Here is an 18,339-nt window from a genome sequence, read left to right on the forward strand (position 1 = left end):
CCGTTACTAATTGGAAGAACAGCTGATGAAAATTAGCTGAAATATTATCAGCCGACAATGATTTTAATCAACCAGGAAGATGAGAAAACCAGGAACAGACAAACCTAGCGGCTTCCCTCATGGATTTAGTGTGCAGGTAAACGATAAGTTATGATCGGTATGGAGGCCTGATTGACTAGCCGCTCGGCCAGGCTGCCTTCCAGTACATGGTCTACCCCTTCCCTTCCATGCGTTAACATGGCAATGAGGTCAGCTCTTACTTCCTGGGCGTAGGCATTAATTCCTTCCAGTTCGGAATAATCATCCACCATCTGTATAGTAAAATCTTCTTCCTTATGTTTTTTCAAAAATGTATGCATCCGTGCTCTAATTTGCCCGGTAGTCTGAAAGTGTAAGGGAGTGTTCACATATAAAAGATGAATGGTAAAATCAGATGCCTTTTGCCATTGCTGCAAAGTATGAATGAATGGGTCTGCATTCTTAGTAAAATCAGTCGCAAACACCACCTGCTTGAGTTTAAAATCCTTCACCTTTTTGCGGACCGTAATAACTGGACACAGGGCTCTGCGTACTACTTTTTCTGCATTGGACCCGATAAAAAATTCATGCAATCCACTATCTCCTTTGGTACCCAGAACAATTAAATCGGCTTCCAGTTTTACAATATTATCGGCAATATCCTGGAAAATGCTGCCTATTTTTACAGATCCTTTCATGGCCACATCCTTCACCTGGTAATGTTGCACCAAGTTTTCAATCTCTAATTTGGCTAAGGCTACCTCTTCTTCAAAGGCTTTCCGCCCTTCTTCCGGCAACGCAGCCGTATCGGCATAGGCCTTATCATAAAGGGATGGCAGAATATGCACCAGCTCAATATTTGCTTTCATTTGCCGGGCCATTACGATAGCCACATCTATTGCATGATCTGCTTCTCTGGATAAATCGGTGGGAACAAGAATGGTTTTCATACTATCGGGCTATAGCAGGTGTATGTGTGTATTTGCTTCCTGTATATTTGCTTCACTGCTACAGTGTAAAAGAAGCACATTTGAGTGTTCAGACCAATGATTTTTGTGTGCCTGGCAACTGATTTTTCTCACCTTCTGTAGATAGACGTTATTTTTTTCGATACTATTTTGAGTTAGTTATTCACCATTTGTCTGGCGCCTGAAGGTTGTAAAGCAACTAAAGTAAGTATGGCGGAAACTAGTAACGAAACAGCCATAAAAAGATATGATGCTCCAAATCCTCCGGTAGTAGCATTTAAATACCCCACCAGATAAGACCCAATAAACGAACCCAAGGCGCCCATACTATTAATTAAAGCCATAGAAACACCGGCAACATTTTTAGGTAATACTTCCGGAATGATTGCAAAAAAAGGCCCGTATGGCGCATACATAGCACCTCCGGCAATCACCAGCAGCGCAAAAGAAAGGTAGAAATTACTGGTACCCAACAGATAAGAAGTATAAAAAGCAATGGCCCCTATTAGCAGAAAGGGCCAGACAAAAGCTTTTCTGTTCAGGGTTTTGTCAGAGAAGTAAGAGGCAGCTAGCATGCCGACGATAGCAAACAGGTAAGGAACAGAAGAAAGCCATCCGGTTTTTACAATCGTCATGTTGGGGGCAGCGTTGATAATGGAAGGAAGCCACATTACAAATCCATAGACGCCCACACTCCACAATGCATACTGCAAACTGAGCAATACCACTGTTCTGGACTTAAATGCCTGGGCATAGTTTTTTACCGGTTTTATGTGTTGTTGCTCTTCCTGCATCCGTTGGTCTAACTGCCGTTTTTCTGTATCCGATAGCCAGGTGGCATTTTTGGGTTTATCCTCTACCAGTTTCCACCAGAAAAAAGCCCAAATAATGGCCGGAAGTCCTTCCCAGATAAACATACCCCGCCAACCAACGGCTTCTATCAGGTAGCCAGATAAGATAGACATCCACAGTACGGTAGCCGGATTGCCCAGAATCAGAAAAGTATTTGCCCTGGAACGCTCGGTTCTGGTAAACCAGTTGCTAAGCAAAATAAGCATGGCGGGCATTACGGCACTTTCTACCACGCCCAGCATAAAGCGGATACCAATCAGCAAATTTACATCACTTACCAGTCCAGTAGCTGTAGCCAGACCACCCCAGGAAATCAACGACCAGAAGATTAACTTTTTGGCAGAATATTTGGCAGCATAATGGGCTCCGGGAATCTGAAAAAAGAAGTATCCGAGGAAAAACAAGGAACTCAGCAAAGACGAAGTGGCTGGGGTAATCTGTAAATCTTCCGCCATTCCACTGGCTGCCCCAAAACCAAAGTTTGCCCGGTCCAGGTAAGCCATGCTGTAGGTAATGAAGGCAATTGGTATCAGGCGGTACCACCGGCGTTGGGCGAGAACTTTTTCCATCGAAAGTGCAGTAAAGAGTAGAAAATGCCTGCCAATATATAAAATTACTGGACAAAACAAGTATTCAGGCCAGGATAACTCCCTTTTCACTCAGTAGTTGTCATTCTGCTGTTGGCTTCCATACACCATTGCAGGGATTCTAAAAAGGCAGTTGTCCGTTTATCTGTTACTTCCTGGTTAGCAGGCATACCTTCTTCCGTAAAGGCTTCTGTTACGGCTGGTACATGGTATCTGGCAGGCACTACCCAAACACCCTTTTTCCAGAGAGAGAAAACAAGTGAAGGCAACAACAATGCACCTCCAAACGGGCCATTGGAAACGGTAACAATACCGGTAGGTTTTCCTTTCCACTCGCCAGACAACAAATCAAGTACATTTTTCAAGCTTGCCGGATATCCTCCATTGTATTCCGGACTAACCACAATAATGCCCTGGGCCTTTGCCATCTTTCCGGCAAATGCCAATACTTCCTCAGGGGGGTCGGTCATGTGCCGCAATCTTTCTTCAAAGATAGGAAAGTTGTACTGCTGCAAATCCACAATTTCGCAGCTGGCCAGCTGGTTCTTTTCTATAAAATGCTTGAAATAAAGGCTTACCCGGTGGCTTTTCCGGTCTTTGCGCACGCTGGTAGAGAGAATGGCTATGTGTTTCATAAAATAAAAAAAGGTAGTTGGGGTGTATACGAAAATCTCTAGCAACTAACACATATCCTAAGTTGGTTTTTCCTTGTTCCGGCTTGCTTTAGCAGAAGTACCTTTATTCAAGAGTTCTCTGTATTTTCCATGCTCTAGAGTGTTCAACCAAAAATCTTTTCAAAGAAAGTAAGTATTTTTCCTTGTTTCTACGTGTAATACCCTTTGTTGAACCACCTAACGTACACATACCTTATGAAACCTTATGTAATTTGCCATATGCTTGGATCGGTAGATGGCCGGATCAAACAGAACATCTGGGGATTTAAAGACCATCATAAATATTTTGAAGAAACTGCCGAAAAAATACAGGCCGATGCCTGGCTTGTCGGGCGGGTGACGATGCAGGAATTTTCAAGCAAGCAAACTTATTCCTTAACGCATGAAACTACAGCTATACCAAAAGAAGATTTTGTAGCCAAACAACCGGCTAAAACATATGCGGTCGTTATTGATCCGTCAGGGAAATGTTTCTGGGATACAAATATGGTCTCTACTGAACATGTGATAGAGGTGCTAACCGAAAAAGTATCCTCCGCCTATCTGGCCCATTTGCAGAGCAAGAATGTATCCTATGTTTTTGGAGGCAAACAAGAACTTAACCTGGAACTGGTCTTGCAGAAACTATACAAATTATTTAACATACAGGTGCTGCGGATTGATGGTGGCGGACATGTAAATGGTTCATTTCTAGAAGCAGGTTTGCTGGATGAGTTTAGCCTGGTACTGGCCCCGGTAGCCGATGGAACTATTGGCTCCCCTACTGTTTTTGAAGCCGAGGAAGGATATGGCAACCGGAAGGCAACCCATTTTACCATTAAATCGGTAGAGAGAATCTACGACGACTTTCTGTGGATTCGATACCAGGTAGTAAAAGATAATACAACTTCCAGATAACCTAGCCCCCAGGCTGTTTCAAGTACATGTTCGTCCGGTTTCTTATTGGGCGAACATTTTTATGTACTTTCATCTACTCCCTTTTACTCTAGTTTTGACATGATTTGGTCAGTTTTTATCTAAACACCATACCAGTTTCCAGGCATTTTTTTACCCGGCAATTTGAAGTAATTTCAGGCGGAAATTCCTATACTACCCATGATTAAATATGTATTGTTTGCATCCTTAGCCCTTAACTTATTTTTTGTGGCGTTTTTTGCCATCCGTAAATTCAGATACTACTTTCCTGGCAAAATCCTTCACTATGAATATTCATCGGCAAGAAACCACTTGTTCGAAGTAATGCCACGCCGGGATAATTCTATCATTTTTGTAGGCGATTCCCAAACTCAGTTTTTTCCGCTAGATGAGTTATTTACCGATACTATACTGAACAGGGGCATTAGTGGCGATGTAAGTGGTGGCGTATTGAACAGATTAGAAGAGATTACACGACGCAAGCCTGCCAAACTTTTCATACAGGTGGGAATTAATGATATAACCCGTTCTATCCCACTGGCAGTAATTACACAAAATTATGCGGCCATTCTTCAACAGGTAAAAAATCAAAGTCCCGCAACCAAAATATATGTACAATCATTGCTGCCGTATGGGCCTCGCTACACGAAAGTACGTGAGTTTAACACCTTGTTAAAACAATTAGCTATAGGTGAAAAAGTTACCTACATTGATTTATACAGTCCCTTTGTAGAGAACAACCGCTTGGGCAGCCCTTATGATTGTGGAGATGGGCTTCATTTATCCGGTGAGGGATATTTACTTTGGCGGGATATAGTGAGCAGTTATGTGGCCGAATAAGTTGCTCCACGCTAGTAACAAGTAGGTGCAGTCGTCTGGCAAAATTCAACCATATAATTTGTAACCATATAAATGAAAAGCCTGTTGCTATCAAACCTAATTATCAGGTAAGAGATGGTTACTGCTTTGTTACCTGTAATGCCAGATCTATTCGTTCTTCATTGGTTTTAGTGCCTATGGTATTCAGCCTGGTAAAATCTCCCCTCAAGGCTTTCAAAGCATATTTTTCAGTATCTATTTCTTTTCTGGTACGGTAACCCAACCGTCTTAAAATGGGTAAAGGCGGGCACCATCCTTGAATGGCATGCCACAGGAGAAAAGACGAAACAATGCCAGGAATTAGGTACCAATTGCGGTTCAGGGTAGATCCCAACAATACGCCAGTCAGGCTCAAGGTAGAGGCATTTGCCACTAATGTGCGGTCGATGTCCCATTCCTTGTCGAGTTCTTCTATCCGTTGGCTTAGTTGTTAGGCGGTTAACTTACCTTGAAAGTCCTGAAGGTTTTCGCGGATTTGTTGATCTATATCCCGGTTTACTTTTTCCGGAGTACTTTTTCTGGACTGATCGAACTTATTTTCCTGTGCGACTGAGTTCATAGGAGCTTGTCTGTTTATGTAAAAAACCAGTAGAGTACTTTACTCTGGAACTTCTACGAATTCTTCCTCCTTGAGTTCAGGTACGTCTCCATGGTCGCAAGAAAAACCACAACCACCTATCTAGCAGCATTGCATTGGGAATAGGGTAGCTCCTGGAAGTTCCAGGGTAAAATAGGCATAAGTAATCTAAAAGTTGTTTGCTGACACCAAGTTTAGCCGCAAAAAATATAAATTCGCCCCATTCATTCGTTTACCAACTAGATTAATTATTCATTTTTTGACATGAAAGTAGTAATTGCTGAGAAACCTTCCGTAGCCAGAGACTACGCCAAAGTACTAGGTGCCACCAGCCGGAAAGATGGGTATCTGGAAGGAAATGGATACCAGGTAACCTGGGCAATCGGACACCTGGTGAGGCTGGCTGATGCAGAAGAATATGGCTTTGCAAAATGGAAACTGGAAGACCTGCCCATTATTCCCGGGCAATTTAAGTTATCGTTGACAGGCGATGCAGGCTTGCAAAAACAATTTTCGGTTATCAAAAACTTATTTGCCAACGCAACAGAAATCATTGTGGGTACAGATGCCGGGCGTGAAGGAGAATTGATATTCCGCTACATTTATCAGATTTCTGGCTGCAACAAACCCTTTAAACGGCTCTGGATTTCTTCACAAACTGACCAAGCCATACGGGATGGATTTGCCAAACTAAAGTCCGGGACCGATTACGATAATTTATATTTTGCTGCCCGTAGCCGTAGTGAAGCCGATTGGCTGGTAGGCATTAATGCCACACGGGCATTAACCCTTTCTTCCAGGGCTAAATCTGTATTATCTATTGGCCGGGTACAAACCCCGGTCCTGTGCATGATTTGTGCCCGGTATCTGGAACATATCAATTTTAAGCCGGAAGCCTACTGGGATTTGTACATTACGCTGGAAAAAGACAGTAAAAAATTCAAAGCCAGGCATCCGGTAGCATTTAAAAAACAAGAAGAAGCCGAAGCGGCCCATCGCCAGGTTACCGATACGGCCACCTGTACACGGGCAGAAACCAAAAAAGTGTTAGAGCAGGCACCCTTGTTATTTGACCTGACCAGCCTGCAACAGGAATCCAACAAAAAATTTGGGTTTCCGGCACAGAAAACCCTCGATATTGCTCAAGATTTGTATGAAAAGTATAAGCTGATCACCTATCCCAGAACTGGCTCCAGGTATCTGTCTGATGATCTGTATCCTAAAATTCCCGGAATGCTGGATGTAGTGGCCAGTAAAACAAAATTTACTGCGCATGCCAACTTACTTAAACTTTCTCCCATCTCCAGGCGGCCATTCAATAATGATAAAGTAACAGACCACCATGCCCTGCTACCTACGGAAACAAATCCGTCTGGCGTAAGCTTGCCACCAGAAGCAGAAAAAATATATGACCTAATTGTGACCCGTTTTCTGGCTGCCTTCTCCCCTCCTTGCGAGAAAGAAGTAACCGGGTTAGATTTTTTAAGTGGCGGATTACTTTTTAAAGCCTCAGGTTCTGTTATTCTGGTTCCTGGCTGGCGGGCTGTAGAAGAAGAACTGAAAGAAAAAGACGATGATCCAGCTGACGAAAATCAGAAGTTACCCAAAGTTTACCAGGGAGATATTTTGCCTGTTACCGACCCGGCTGTTATTAAAAAGATGACCAAGGCTAAACCTATCCATACCGAATCCACCCTACTGAAACTGATGGAGACAGCCGGTAAGGAACTGGACGATGACGAACTGAGGCAAGCCATTAAAAATTGCGGCATTGGCACCCCGGCTACCCGGGCTTCTGTGATTGAAACCTTGTTTGAACGAAAATACATTGACCGGGAAAAGAAAAAAATCATTCCTACCGAAAAAGGATTGCAGGTGTACGAACTGGTGAAAGATCAGCCAATTGCCAGCGTTAGCATGACCGGCAACTGGGAAAAAGCCCTGAACTTAATTGCCGAAGGTAAAAGGAATTACAGTCAGTTCATTGTGGGAATTCACACCTATACTCAGGAGGTGGTTGCTACCATGAAACAAGCCGGGCTAGCCATGCCCGGAGCCCAAAATCCAAAGGTTGAAATACATGAAGTGGGCAAAATCGGGGAAGATCTGGTAAAGGCAGGTAAGGGGCAATATGGTACATTTATTATTTATCAGGAAAAATTTTATAACGTAGCCGACAAAGAGCCAACTGAAATAACTCCCGAAATAGCTATGGCTGCCATTGAAGCGAAAAAAGTTCAGGATAAAGAAAAGGCGGCTTTGCGTAAACAGAACCTGGTGGCAAAAATCGGAAAACGGTATGAGATCCGCAATGGCCAGTATGGACTCTATGTAACGGATGGAAAAATCAATGCTAGCCTGCCCAAAAATATCACGGCAGAAGTGGCGGCAACCTGGAAGGCAGAGCAATGTAAACAAACCATTGCTTATTATGTAGAATGGAAGAAAAACAGAGATGCCAGTAAGCAATAATCTACTTATTTCCCTATGACTCTGTATAGTGTCTAGCAATTTCTACGGGATACTTGTATCTACCGAATGGGAAGATTTGGAGGATACTTAATCAGAAGCTATAGAGTTGACTACCTATGAACTTTAATTGTATTTTAATCCGTTTTTTTAGGCAAGCGGGAAGAGATGAGTTAACTTTAAAATGTAATCTTTTTCCATTGGTTACATAATAGTAAGGTAATTTTTGAAAGAGCCCCTTTTGTAAAGAGGCTTTTTCTCTCCCTAGTTCATACATTGGTTTGGTTAGCCAATTGATCTGTAGCAAAAGCTTCTCCAGTGGAGAAGCTTTTTTGCTACTATACTCTGCCATTCGAAATTTAATTTTCTTTATAGACCGGTAGGGTTTTATTTTAGCAACAACCGATAGACTTTATAAAAACCACAGAGTAGGTAGTTGGTACCGGCTCTTTGGTTTACCTGTCGTATGTGATCACAACTCATTAGGGGTATGGATGGGTTCTTTCAGGGCCTCTATCTGCCGGAGGTATTCGCTTTCTTTGCGGTGCATTTCTTCTTGTGTAGCTGCCAGCTCTTCTAAATTCTGGCGCATTTCTTCTTCCTGGGCCCGCAGCATTTCTGCCTGATTCTGGGATTCTTCCAGCAGTTTGCGGGTCTTTTCATTGATGCGGTAATTCTGTATAAAAGAAGCAATGTTCTCCCCGGCTTTTTGGATAAAAGCAATCTGGTATTGATCAAACCTGGTAAACGAAGCGATTTCAATTAGTCCTTCTACTTTATCGTTCACCTTCAACGGCATAATTAAAATGGCTCTGGGCGTAGATTCTCCCAGCCCTGAGGTTATGCGGATATAATCAGTAGGGACTTCCGTCAGATAAATATATTCCTTTTCCAGGTAAGCCTGACCAATTAATCCCTGGCCTGGGCTATAGGACTGATCCACGAATTTTTTACGGGAATAGGCATAACAGGAAGCCAATTGAATGGAAACCTGCGTGGCTTGTTCACTTTCTTCTACTATGTATATCCCGCCTTGGTTGGCTTTCAGATAGGTTACTAGTGAAGCGATGAGTTTATCATATACTTGTGCATGATCTTTATTACTTTGCAGTATCTGCGCAACCGAAGCAAACCCTTCACTTGCCCAGTTTCGCTTTTGCTCTTCTAACTGGGATTCTTCTACTTTTTTCAGGTTCTCCTTCAATATTTGCTCAGAAACTTTCAGCGTCTGGTTTTTTGCTTCCATATCCTCCAATAGTTTCTCACTGCTTTTTTCTGCTTGCCTGTTCAGAAAAGCCGAGCCAAGCATACAACCAAAACCTGTAATGACGGCTAATGAAACCGTAACATCACTTAGCCAGCCTTGCCGTAACACCATTGCATTAGCATTGCTCAGTTCTACCCAGTTTTTCGTAATGGGGAACGTTACAATCACCAGAGCACAGAACAAAGCAGTAGATGTCAAAAATACTTTTTCTTTCAGGTCGAAAATAACAAAGGGAATTAAGGAAAAACTAAGTTCCGTTAAGAACACACTGGAAATAGGTTCATCGGCTCCTTCGCATAAAAAAGCATTGTAGCTGGCAGCCAACAGTAAGGGTAATACCGACAGTAAAATTCTGGAATAATAAATTCCGCCAAAATAATTTATAAACAGCACGGTTATACACGTGAGTCCGCCCATTCCGGGAATAAAAGCTAATACCGGAAAATAAAACAGCGAAATTATAACAAAGGGAATAGCTATAGCAACTATGAGAATGAGTGCAATCGTATTGGTAGGCAATACTTTTCTTTGTAAAAAAACCGGCAGATTCTCATCCTGGCCAGTATACAATATGTTAGTTAAGCTGAATGACATTGTCTGTGAGAATAGATGAGAATAGTCGGACCATTCATTGAAGTACAGCCTTAAAAATACGCATGTCCCCAGCCAGAGTTATTTTACTTTTTCATTGAAACATAGACAGGTAAGGTATTCGAATAAAAGTTTTCAGAGGCGACTTGCTTGTTTTAATTACATCCTCGGTAGTCACCAGATTTACCTATATGGGCAGGATATGCTATATACTTTGAGGAATTATAGAACAGATAGTGGTTTCTCTGGGAAGCACTACTGAACACACCGTATTTTTACGGATGAAAGAAAAAGCTTTATACTGAGTAAAATTAGTAAATGTACTGTGTGCAGAGCCTTTATCTGACATTATGGCCATTGAATTGATCTCATAAATTTCCATAGGTACCATTAACCCTGTTTTCAATACCTTAGATAAAGCTTCTTTAATAGTCCATAACCGGGTGTAAAAGATGGCGTCATCTTCTCCAAGGGTTGAATTCAGACTCCGTTCAAAATAAGTAAGTTGGGAGCCTATGTTCTCTTTCGCATCCGGTGTTATGGTTTCAATATCTATACCCATGGGGTGTTCCTCTGGAAAGGCGAGCACCACGGCATACTCATGTGTATGTGCCATACTAATGGCAGGTTTCTCACTGGTAGCATAACAAACCAGCGGTTGTCCGAATATTCCCGATTTGATTACAATGCGTTGATGATCCTTTTCGTCCAGGTAATTTGCGAGTACTTTTTTTGCCAGGAACCTGCCCTGAAGGAATGACTGCTTTTTTCTTTCATAAAGTAATTTACTGAATTGTTCCAACTCCAGCGGATGCAAAAACGCCTCTTTACTTGTATGTAAATCCGAATATACGTTATTGGAAAAACCCATGGTTGAAAAAAAATCACCCTCCCGTCTAGTCAATTGGAGTTTGTAGAGTTCAGCATGCGCTTCAGTAGAAGTAATGGTTTTGGGAAAATCAAAAGAATGAATCATTAGTATAAACGAGTGGATAAAAAGTAAGGAGCATGGCATAGCCATCTCCCTACTCACTGTTTGGATAAAAGAATATCAGGAATGGGCGACTGCTACCTGTAAGGCTTCCGTAAGGCGGCTGAGAATTAACTCTTTGTTACGGCTTAAGAACCAATGGTCACCTTCTACTACCTCCATAGAAAACGTACTGGCGGTCTGCTGTTTCCAGCTCCTGATTTGCTCTACCAGCACTACTTCATCTTTATCAGCGGCAAAGGCATATATCGGAAAATCAAACAAGGCTTGTTCCTCATACCGATAACTCATAATCAGGGGCATATCTTTCCGCATAACCGGCAGAATACGTTTCAGGAACTCCACATCATCAATATAAGTCATCAATGAAAGCAGTTTTTCTTCTGAGTTAGTAAACACAGCTGTCTCCCGGATAGAATCTGTTTCCTTCCACCGTTTGGTTAGCTGCGGAGGTATGGTACCGGTAATAAAGAGTTGTAATGGTGTAACTCCGAAGTGTTTACGAAGGTAGCGGATTAGTTCAAAACCAATAATGCCTCCAAAGCTATGTCCGAGAATGATAAATGGTTTATCCAGATACGGAGCAATCACACGGGCCATATCTTGAATCAGCAAGTCCATGTTTTCGTAAGGAACCTCTGCGCTTCTGTTTTCCCGGCCCGGTAGTTGAAAGGCCAGTACATCGGTTTCCTGCGGAGGGTTATACATAAAGTGACTGAACATAGAGGCCCCTGCCCCCACTGGGTGAATACAGAATATACGCGTTTTTATTGCCTGGGTGTTCTTTTTGTTTCTGACCATCCATGTATCTAACACTTCTATATCCGTTTCGCTGGCAATACCTGAAGTGTCCGCGGCGGCTGCCTGAGCTGGTGTATTTCCCACTGATAACTCTCCAATTAATTGAGTAGCTAACTCTGCAATACTTGGCCCTTTGGCAATTTTCATCAAGGGATAATTAATGCCCATTTTCTGTTGAATCCAGTTCCGCAGCTGATTCAGCATTAACGAATCCAGACCTATTTTAGAAATAGAGAGGGTACAATCAATTTTACTGGCTGAGGTACCCAGTATTTTTGCCAGGGATTCTGCTAGTTTTTCCTGCAGGAAAGCAGGTTGGGTTTCAGCTGGCAAGGCGATTAACTGGTCTACCAGAGCAGCATTGGTACTTGACCCACTTTTATTTTTCAATCCTTCACTGGTCATCAGGTGTGCAAAGCGGCTATCCGAATTGAGATGCGTAAAAAACTCTTTGAACCGTTTCCAGTCCAGGTTTGCGGCCATGCGTTGAGCTGGTTTCTGTAATAAGATGTTTTCCAGCTTGGCCGTTACCTGTGTTAGGGTGAGGGGAAGCCAACCCTGATTGGCCAGTACATTTATTACTTGTCCGCCTTCTTTAGACATTCCGGCATACATACCCAATACCCCTAAGTTAACTGAGCTGGCGGCCAAGCCCTTCGACTGCCGGTAATGGGCTAGCTTGTCCAGGAAGTTATTGGCTGCCGAGTAGTTAGACTGGCCTGGCAAGCCAAAAATAGCAGAGATAGAAGACAACATCAGGAAGAAATCTACAGGCTCATTCAAAGATGCCTGATGCAGGTTCCAGGCACCCAATACTTTTGTATCGAACACCCGCTGGAACCGGCTTTGGTCCATGTTTGGAATAGTCGCATCGTCCAGGATAGCGGCACTATGGATGATTCCTTTTACTGGTGGCATGGTGTCTTTGATCCGGTTAAATACTTTTTGTATGGCCGCTGCATTGGTTATATCTACTGATTCCAGGACTACACCAACGCCTTGCTGCATCATAGAAAGTACAGCCTGCGTATCTTCATCCGTTTTACAGCCACTTCTGCTTAACAACACTACATACCTGGCTCCTTTTTGCGTTAACCAAGTGGCTAGTTCTAATCCAAATCCGCTTGCTCCGCCGCTTATCACATACGTACCTTTCGCATCCAATACCAGGTTTTCGGCCGGCGTTACATTTACCGGATGTTCATCTACACTGATAACTAGTTTACCCACATGCACGGCTTTACTCATATAGGCAAGCGCTTCGGAAAGCTTAGCCACCGGAAAGGTAGTATACGGAAGCGCCGTAAGCTGCCCACTCACCAACATAGCCTGAATTTCAGTAAACAACTTTTTACCCAGTTTTGGCTTCTGCAACATCAACCGGTCTACGTCTACTGCATGGTACGACAGGTTATTTCCGAACCGTTTGAGTCCTAGTTTTGCATCGTTATAAATATCTGCTTTTCCGATCTCAATAAACTTTCCAAAGGGTGCCAGACATTTAATGCTTTGGGTAATTGCTTTGCCTGAAAGTGAATTAAGCACCAGATCAACGCCTTTGCCACCGGTTACGTCCATCACTTGTTCCGCAAACTGCAAACTTCTGGAATCGAAAACATGAGGAATGCCCAATGATCGTAAGTAAGCGCGTTTTTCTTCACTGCCAGCGGTAGCTATTATTTCTGCACCGGCAAGTTGCGCAAGCTGGATGGCTGCAAGCCCTACGCCACCGGATGCGGCATGGATCAGGACACGGTCCCCTTCGCTGATTCTGCCCAGATGATACAAAGAATAGTAGGCCGTAAGATACACAACGGGAATCGTTGTTGCCTGCTCAAACGTTAAATGAGCTGGCTTTGGTACCACACAGGAAATATGGGCGATGGTATACCCAGCAAAACTGTCCGAAGCCCATGCCATTACAGCATCACCGATGGCATAACCCTGTACATTTGCTCCTACTGCGGTAATAATACCGGCACATTCCAGGCCTAAGTTCTTCCCTACGACTCCGCCTTCTACGGCCTCATTGGAAAGCAAGCCCATGGTATTCAACACATCTTTAAAATTCAAGCCAGCTGCTCTTACTTCAATTTCTACTTCATCTGCTTTAGGCAAAGGCCTTTTGGTTTCCTGAAAAACAATACCATCCAACACTCCATATGCTTTTACTACCGCCCGGAAGGGATACCTTAGGGCTGCAACGGTTTTACTAGCAGTCATGGTTGCCGACTCAGCCGTTACTTTTTCGAGTTTACGCAGATACTTGCTTGTTCCGCGGAGCGCCAGTTCAGTTGCAGAAGCTTGCCTGGAGATGCATTCTTTGTATAAATTATCTATTTCTGCGGCAGTCACCTGTTGGGAAATATCGAGGATAGAAAGCGGAATAAAGGGATATTCATTTTTCAGAACCCGGCCCAGCCCATACATAGCAGCCTGGCTTACATTCACCGCTTCTTCTGCTGACAACGCTTCTACCCCCTGTGTGACCATGTAGATAGCAGGTTCTATTCCATTGTTTACTACTGCCTTCAGCATAGACATTGTTTGCTGAGTAAGTAACTGTTGTTGCATAGCAAGTTCCTGGCAGGTGAGTGTTTCTGAAAATTCTGTGTCCAGGCCCCACAAGTAGATAATTTTTTGCACCTTTTTTCCCTGCAGCCACATCGTTTCAAAAACCTGATCCATCGCTTGCTGGCTGGCAGTGGCATCAAAGGCATTTCCTTTCTTTAAAACGGTGGGTTGTATGCCACTTGCCTGCAATCTATCGGCTAGTTGTTTGCCTATGCCTTTGCTATCGGTAAAAATCAGATACGTTTCTGCAGAAGCGGTGCCGGTTGATCCGATGGTTTGCGCGGCGTGTGGAATAGCAGACGTTTCTTGTTCGGTCATCCGTTCCCATTGGTAGGTGTACATGCCATTATAGAGATCATTGGGCTGTTCGCCACGAGAGCCTTCAATGTACTTGCAGGTAACTTCCTGAATCTGTGCAATGGTCTCCCCTGTTTCTGACAAAATAAAGAAATCGCCGGTCAGGAAGGAATCATTGATCTGGGTGAGTTGAACATAGCTAAATACGTTGGTACCCGGTTGTTGATACATCTGCAGCCGCTCGATATGTACTGGTAAATACACACCTCTTCTTTCAGTGTCGGTGCCAGGTTTTACAGCAAAAATGATATGAAGGCAAGCATCCAGCAATGCGGGGTGGAAATGGTATTTTTCCAGGCCATACACAGTGCTTTTGTCTAAGGCCAGGGCTCCCAGCACTTCTGTTTCACTGCGCCACAATTTTTGTATACAGCGGAACGACTCTCCATATTGAAGGCCATCTTCCTTTAACTCCAGATAATAATCTGTAACTGACAGCTGTGTATTCACCCGTTTTCTGATTGCCTCTAAATCAACCCTGGTGGCTGGAGCCATAGTGCTCAAGGTATTTATTTTACCTCTGGAATGTTTTGTCCAGGTCGCTTCTTGGCTGTTGCGTGGCTTGCTACACAGCACATAATCTCCTTCCAGAGATGAGATTTCCAGTCTTATTTCCGGAGATTCTCCTTCTTCTGGCAAGAACAGGGCTGCTTCAAAATGAATATCTTCCAGGAAGCTGAATTTGTCTGGAAAGGAAGTATAGGCAATGGCATGGGCTATTTCCAGATGCCCGGTACCCGGAAACACAATGGTTCCGTCAACTTTGTGATCTTCCAGATAGGGAAACACCTGTTTATCTATGGATAGATCCCATAGCAGTAAATTTGCATCTACTGCCGATTGTTTGCATGTATCCAGATAAGGATGCAAGGTGCTGCCCAGGCGTTTTTGTTTATGTTCGTCACTTTCAAACCAGTAGCTTTCATGCTGCCAGGCATAGGCGGGAAGTTTTACAAACTGACAGGAATCATTGAAAAGTTTTTGCCAGTTGAGTGGGTAACCATGAACGAACAGTTTACCCAAGGTACCCATCATGGTTACTTCTTCCTCTTCTTTGCGGCGCAGGGAAGGTAACACAAGGCCATTGCGGATGTTACTATGGAGCAGTTCAGTAGCGCCTTCTGCCAGTACCGGATGCGGGGCTATTTCAATAAAGGTATCATACCCATCGTTGACCATTTGCTGCAAGGCATCTGTAAAGTATACCGGCTCCCGTACATTCTGAAACCAGTACGAGCTTACCAGATGTGTCCCGTCTTCCTGTTTGCCGGTTACCGTTGAATAAAGTGGAACAAGTGCCTTGGAAGGAATCAACTGCTCTAATGAACTTATTAACTCTTCTTTCAAGGGTTCCATGTGATGGCTATGGAAAGGCACATTTACTTTGAGTATCCGGTGAAAAACATCCCGTTTATCCAGGCTTTGGGCTATTCGCTCGATTACCTCAGTATCTCCAGATAAGGCCACCATCTTAGGTCCGTTAATCGCTGCCACGGACACCTGTGCTTCCCATCCATTAATTTCTTTACGGGCAGCATCCAGTGGTAAACCTACAGCCAGCATCCGTCCTTTATCGGTTGCTTTATCTTGCCCCCGGCTCCTGTGATAAATAACTTCTACGGCTTGCTCCAAGGTTAGCGCCCCGGCTGCATAGGCTGCCGCTACTTCACCAATAGAATGGCCTACGACGCCATCCGGCAAAATACCCCATGATTTCCAGACTTCTGTTAAGCCAATCTGAATGGCCATGATGGCCGGCTGGGCAATACGGGTTTCGCCTATCCGGGAAGTGGCTTCATTGCGGCTCATTTCTTCTAGCAATGACCAGTCCGCAATTTTTGAAAAAAGTTGATCTATGCGAAGTATAACCTCTCTGAATACCGCAGAAGAGTTCAGCAATTGCTGCCCCATCGCAAACCACTGCGGCCCCTGGCCAGAATAGATAAAGCCAAGTTTAGATCTTTTACCGGCATCCTTGCCTGCATACATGCCCGGCCGGCTTTCATCGGCCAGGTAAGCTTCCAGATGTGCCAGGAGCATGTGTTTCGATCTGGCAGCTACCGTTAGTTTATAGGGATGTACTGACCTTCTGGTTGCAGCGGAAAAACAAATATTCCGCAGGCTGGCTTCTGTGTTTTGCAAAAATGGAATATATTTTTGAATAGTAGCTTTTAGTGCCTCCGCATTTTTTGCCGATAAAGTAAACAACTGCAATTGTTCATCATCAGCTGGGGTTTCAAGTGTTGGTAGCGCCGGAATTTTGGGTAGCTGGTATTCCTGTAACACCACATGGGCATTTGTGCCACCGGCACCAAAGGAATTCACACCACCAATAGCAGGACCTCTTTTATCAGGCCAGGCTTGCAGCTCGGTAGATACTTTTAGCTTATATTGATCAAAGGGTATATTGGGATTTGGATGCAGAAAATGCAGATTCTTGGGTATTTGCTGATGCTTTAAGGCCAAAGCTACTTTAATTAAACCAGCAACTCCGGCAGCAGATTCCAGGTGTCCAATGTTGCTCTTAACCGATCCGATTAATAACTTGTTGGAGTCTTCCCGTTTTTCGCCCAGTACGGTACCAAATGCTTTGGTTTCAATAGGATCTCCTACCGGTGTACCAGTACCATGTGCCTCTACATACCCAACCTGCTGAGGGTTTACCCCCGCATCGGCATAGGCATTCCGGAGCATATCTACCTGTGCATCATAACTAGGCACTGTAAACCCTTCTTCGGTATAGCCATCTGAATTTACGGCTGAACCACGGATAACGGCATAAATATGGTCTCCATTTTTTTCTGCCTGGGCCAATGGTTTGAGAAATACCACGCCTGACCCTTCGCTGCGAACATATCCGTTTGCCCGGCTATCAAACGATTTACAATAGCCATCCGGGGATAAAAATCCTCCTTTCGACATCATAATAGACGATTCCGGGCGCAAAATCAGGTTTACCCCACCGGCCAGTGCCTGCGTACTCTCCCCAGACCATATACTCTGGCAAGCCAGATGCACGCCTACCAAAGAAGACGAACAAGCTGTATCCAGGGTCATGCTGGGGCCTTTCAGGTTGTATACATAGGAGATTCTGTTGGCAATAGCTGTCAGGGATACACCCATCGGCACATGCGGACTTATCTGGTTTCTTTGCAGGCTGGATACCTGGATATCCCAGTAATCATTCATGAACACACCCATATAGACTCCGGTTTTAGAACCTGAGAATTGCTCCAGGGTAATACCGGCATCTTCCAAAGCCTGGTAAGTAATTTCGAGCAACAGGCGTTGCTGTGGATCAATGCGGGAAGCTTCAGCCGGGAAAATATCAAAAAATTCGGCATCAAACTTATCAACATCCGGTATAAATCCGCCTTTGGCAGACTTTATTTTGCCAGCTTTGGAAGCATTCGGGTCATAAAACGCATCCAGACGCCAGCGGTCTGCCGGAACATCTGTAATAGCATCCATGCCGTTTTTTAAACCGTTCCAAAATTCCTCCGGGCTGTTTGTATTTCCAGGAAACCGGCAACCTATGCCGATAATGGCAATAGGTTCTTTTGCAATAGTTGATTGCCTCTCAGATTCCTGAGTGGACGAAGACTGTTTACTCATTATTTAGTAAGGAGAAAGATTTAGGAGTACAAGAAAAATTCTTAAAAGATATATCCTGACAGGATATTTTTAGGAGGTGGTTTATACGATCTTTATTCCATTACCCGGCTTCCGGAAGCCAGAGGTAGTAGAATACGATTTACATGCAAAAGATCTTCAGAAGATGATGTACAAATATACAGCTGCCTTACGTATGTAATCAAG

The 18,339-nt window shown here is 43.9% G+C and carries 11 protein-coding genes; 3 read left to right on the forward strand and 8 right to left on the reverse strand.

The annotated features are described in order from the left end of the window. Positions 1 to 125: 125 nt before the first annotated feature. From Q0590_RS22275 to Q0590_RS22285, 3 genes are all read right to left on the reverse strand, one after another. Positions 126 to 968 carry a universal stress protein gene (locus tag Q0590_RS22275; protein ID WP_302039822.1) on the reverse strand — a complete coding sequence of 281 codons (843 nt, stop codon included), beginning with the start codon at positions 966 to 968 and terminating at the stop codon, positions 126 to 128. Positions 969 to 1,141: 173 nt separating this feature from the next. Next, entirely contained in the window at positions 1,142 to 2,407 is a 1,266-nt protein-coding gene (locus Q0590_RS22280; RefSeq protein WP_302039823.1) for an MFS transporter, read from the reverse strand. Positions 2,408 to 2,493: 86 nt separating this feature from the next. Continuing rightward, positions 2,494 to 3,060 carry an NADPH-dependent FMN reductase gene (locus Q0590_RS22285; protein ID WP_302039824.1) on the reverse strand — a complete coding sequence of 189 codons (567 nt, stop codon included), beginning with the start codon at positions 3,058 to 3,060 and terminating at the stop codon, positions 2,494 to 2,496. Between the two features lie 234 nt (positions 3,061 to 3,294). Here Q0590_RS22285 and Q0590_RS22290 point away from each other — a divergent pair, with 234 nt between their 5' ends. Then, positions 3,295 to 3,996 (forward strand): RibD family protein, encoded by a 702-nt coding sequence (locus tag Q0590_RS22290; RefSeq protein WP_302039825.1) that lies wholly within the window; start codon positions 3,295 to 3,297, stop codon positions 3,994 to 3,996. A 198-nt stretch (positions 3,997 to 4,194) separates the two neighbouring features. Then, the gene (locus Q0590_RS22295) at positions 4,195 to 4,854 is read left to right on the forward strand and encodes a GDSL-type esterase/lipase family protein (protein WP_302039826.1); all 660 of its coding nucleotides are present in this window, start codon (positions 4,195 to 4,197) and stop codon (positions 4,852 to 4,854) included. Positions 4,855 to 4,972: 118 nt separating this feature from the next. Here the strand turns inward: Q0590_RS22295 and Q0590_RS22300 are convergent, their stop codons facing one another. Together Q0590_RS22300 and Q0590_RS22305 are read right to left on the reverse strand one after the other, a co-directional pair. Continuing rightward, positions 4,973 to 5,266, reverse strand: a complete 294-nt coding sequence (locus tag Q0590_RS22300; RefSeq protein ID WP_302039827.1) for a hypothetical protein — start codon at positions 5,264 to 5,266, stop codon at positions 4,973 to 4,975. Between the two features lie 57 nt (positions 5,267 to 5,323). After that, positions 5,324 to 5,452 (reverse strand): hypothetical protein, encoded by a 129-nt coding sequence (locus tag Q0590_RS22305; RefSeq protein WP_302039828.1) that lies wholly within the window; start codon positions 5,450 to 5,452, stop codon positions 5,324 to 5,326. Positions 5,453 to 5,734: 282 nt separating this feature from the next. Here Q0590_RS22305 and Q0590_RS22310 point away from each other — a divergent pair, with 282 nt between their 5' ends. Then, positions 5,735 to 7,942, forward strand: coding sequence for a DNA topoisomerase 3 (locus Q0590_RS22310; protein ID WP_302039829.1), 2,208 nt, complete (start codon positions 5,735 to 5,737; stop codon positions 7,940 to 7,942). Between the two features lie 469 nt (positions 7,943 to 8,411). Here Q0590_RS22310 and Q0590_RS22315 read toward each other — a convergent pair whose 3' ends face one another. The 3 genes from Q0590_RS22315 to Q0590_RS22325 form a co-directional block, all read right to left on the reverse strand. Next, a complete protein-coding gene (locus Q0590_RS22315; RefSeq protein ID WP_302039830.1) occupies positions 8,412 to 9,800 on the reverse strand; it encodes a GAF domain-containing protein in 1,389 nt (462 codons plus the stop codon). A gap of 202 nt (positions 9,801 to 10,002) precedes the next feature. Next, positions 10,003 to 10,773, reverse strand: coding sequence for a 4'-phosphopantetheinyl transferase family protein (locus Q0590_RS22320; protein ID WP_302039831.1), 771 nt, complete (start codon positions 10,771 to 10,773; stop codon positions 10,003 to 10,005). Positions 10,774 to 10,848: 75 nt separating this feature from the next. Next, entirely contained in the window at positions 10,849 to 18,135 is a 7,287-nt protein-coding gene (locus tag Q0590_RS22325; RefSeq protein ID WP_302039832.1) for a type I polyketide synthase, read from the reverse strand. Positions 18,136 to 18,339: the final 204 nt, after the last annotated feature.

It is taken from the genome of Rhodocytophaga aerolata (assembly GCF_030503435.1).
Lineage (GTDB): Bacteria > Bacteroidota > Bacteroidia > Cytophagales > 172606-1 > Rhodocytophaga > Rhodocytophaga aerolata.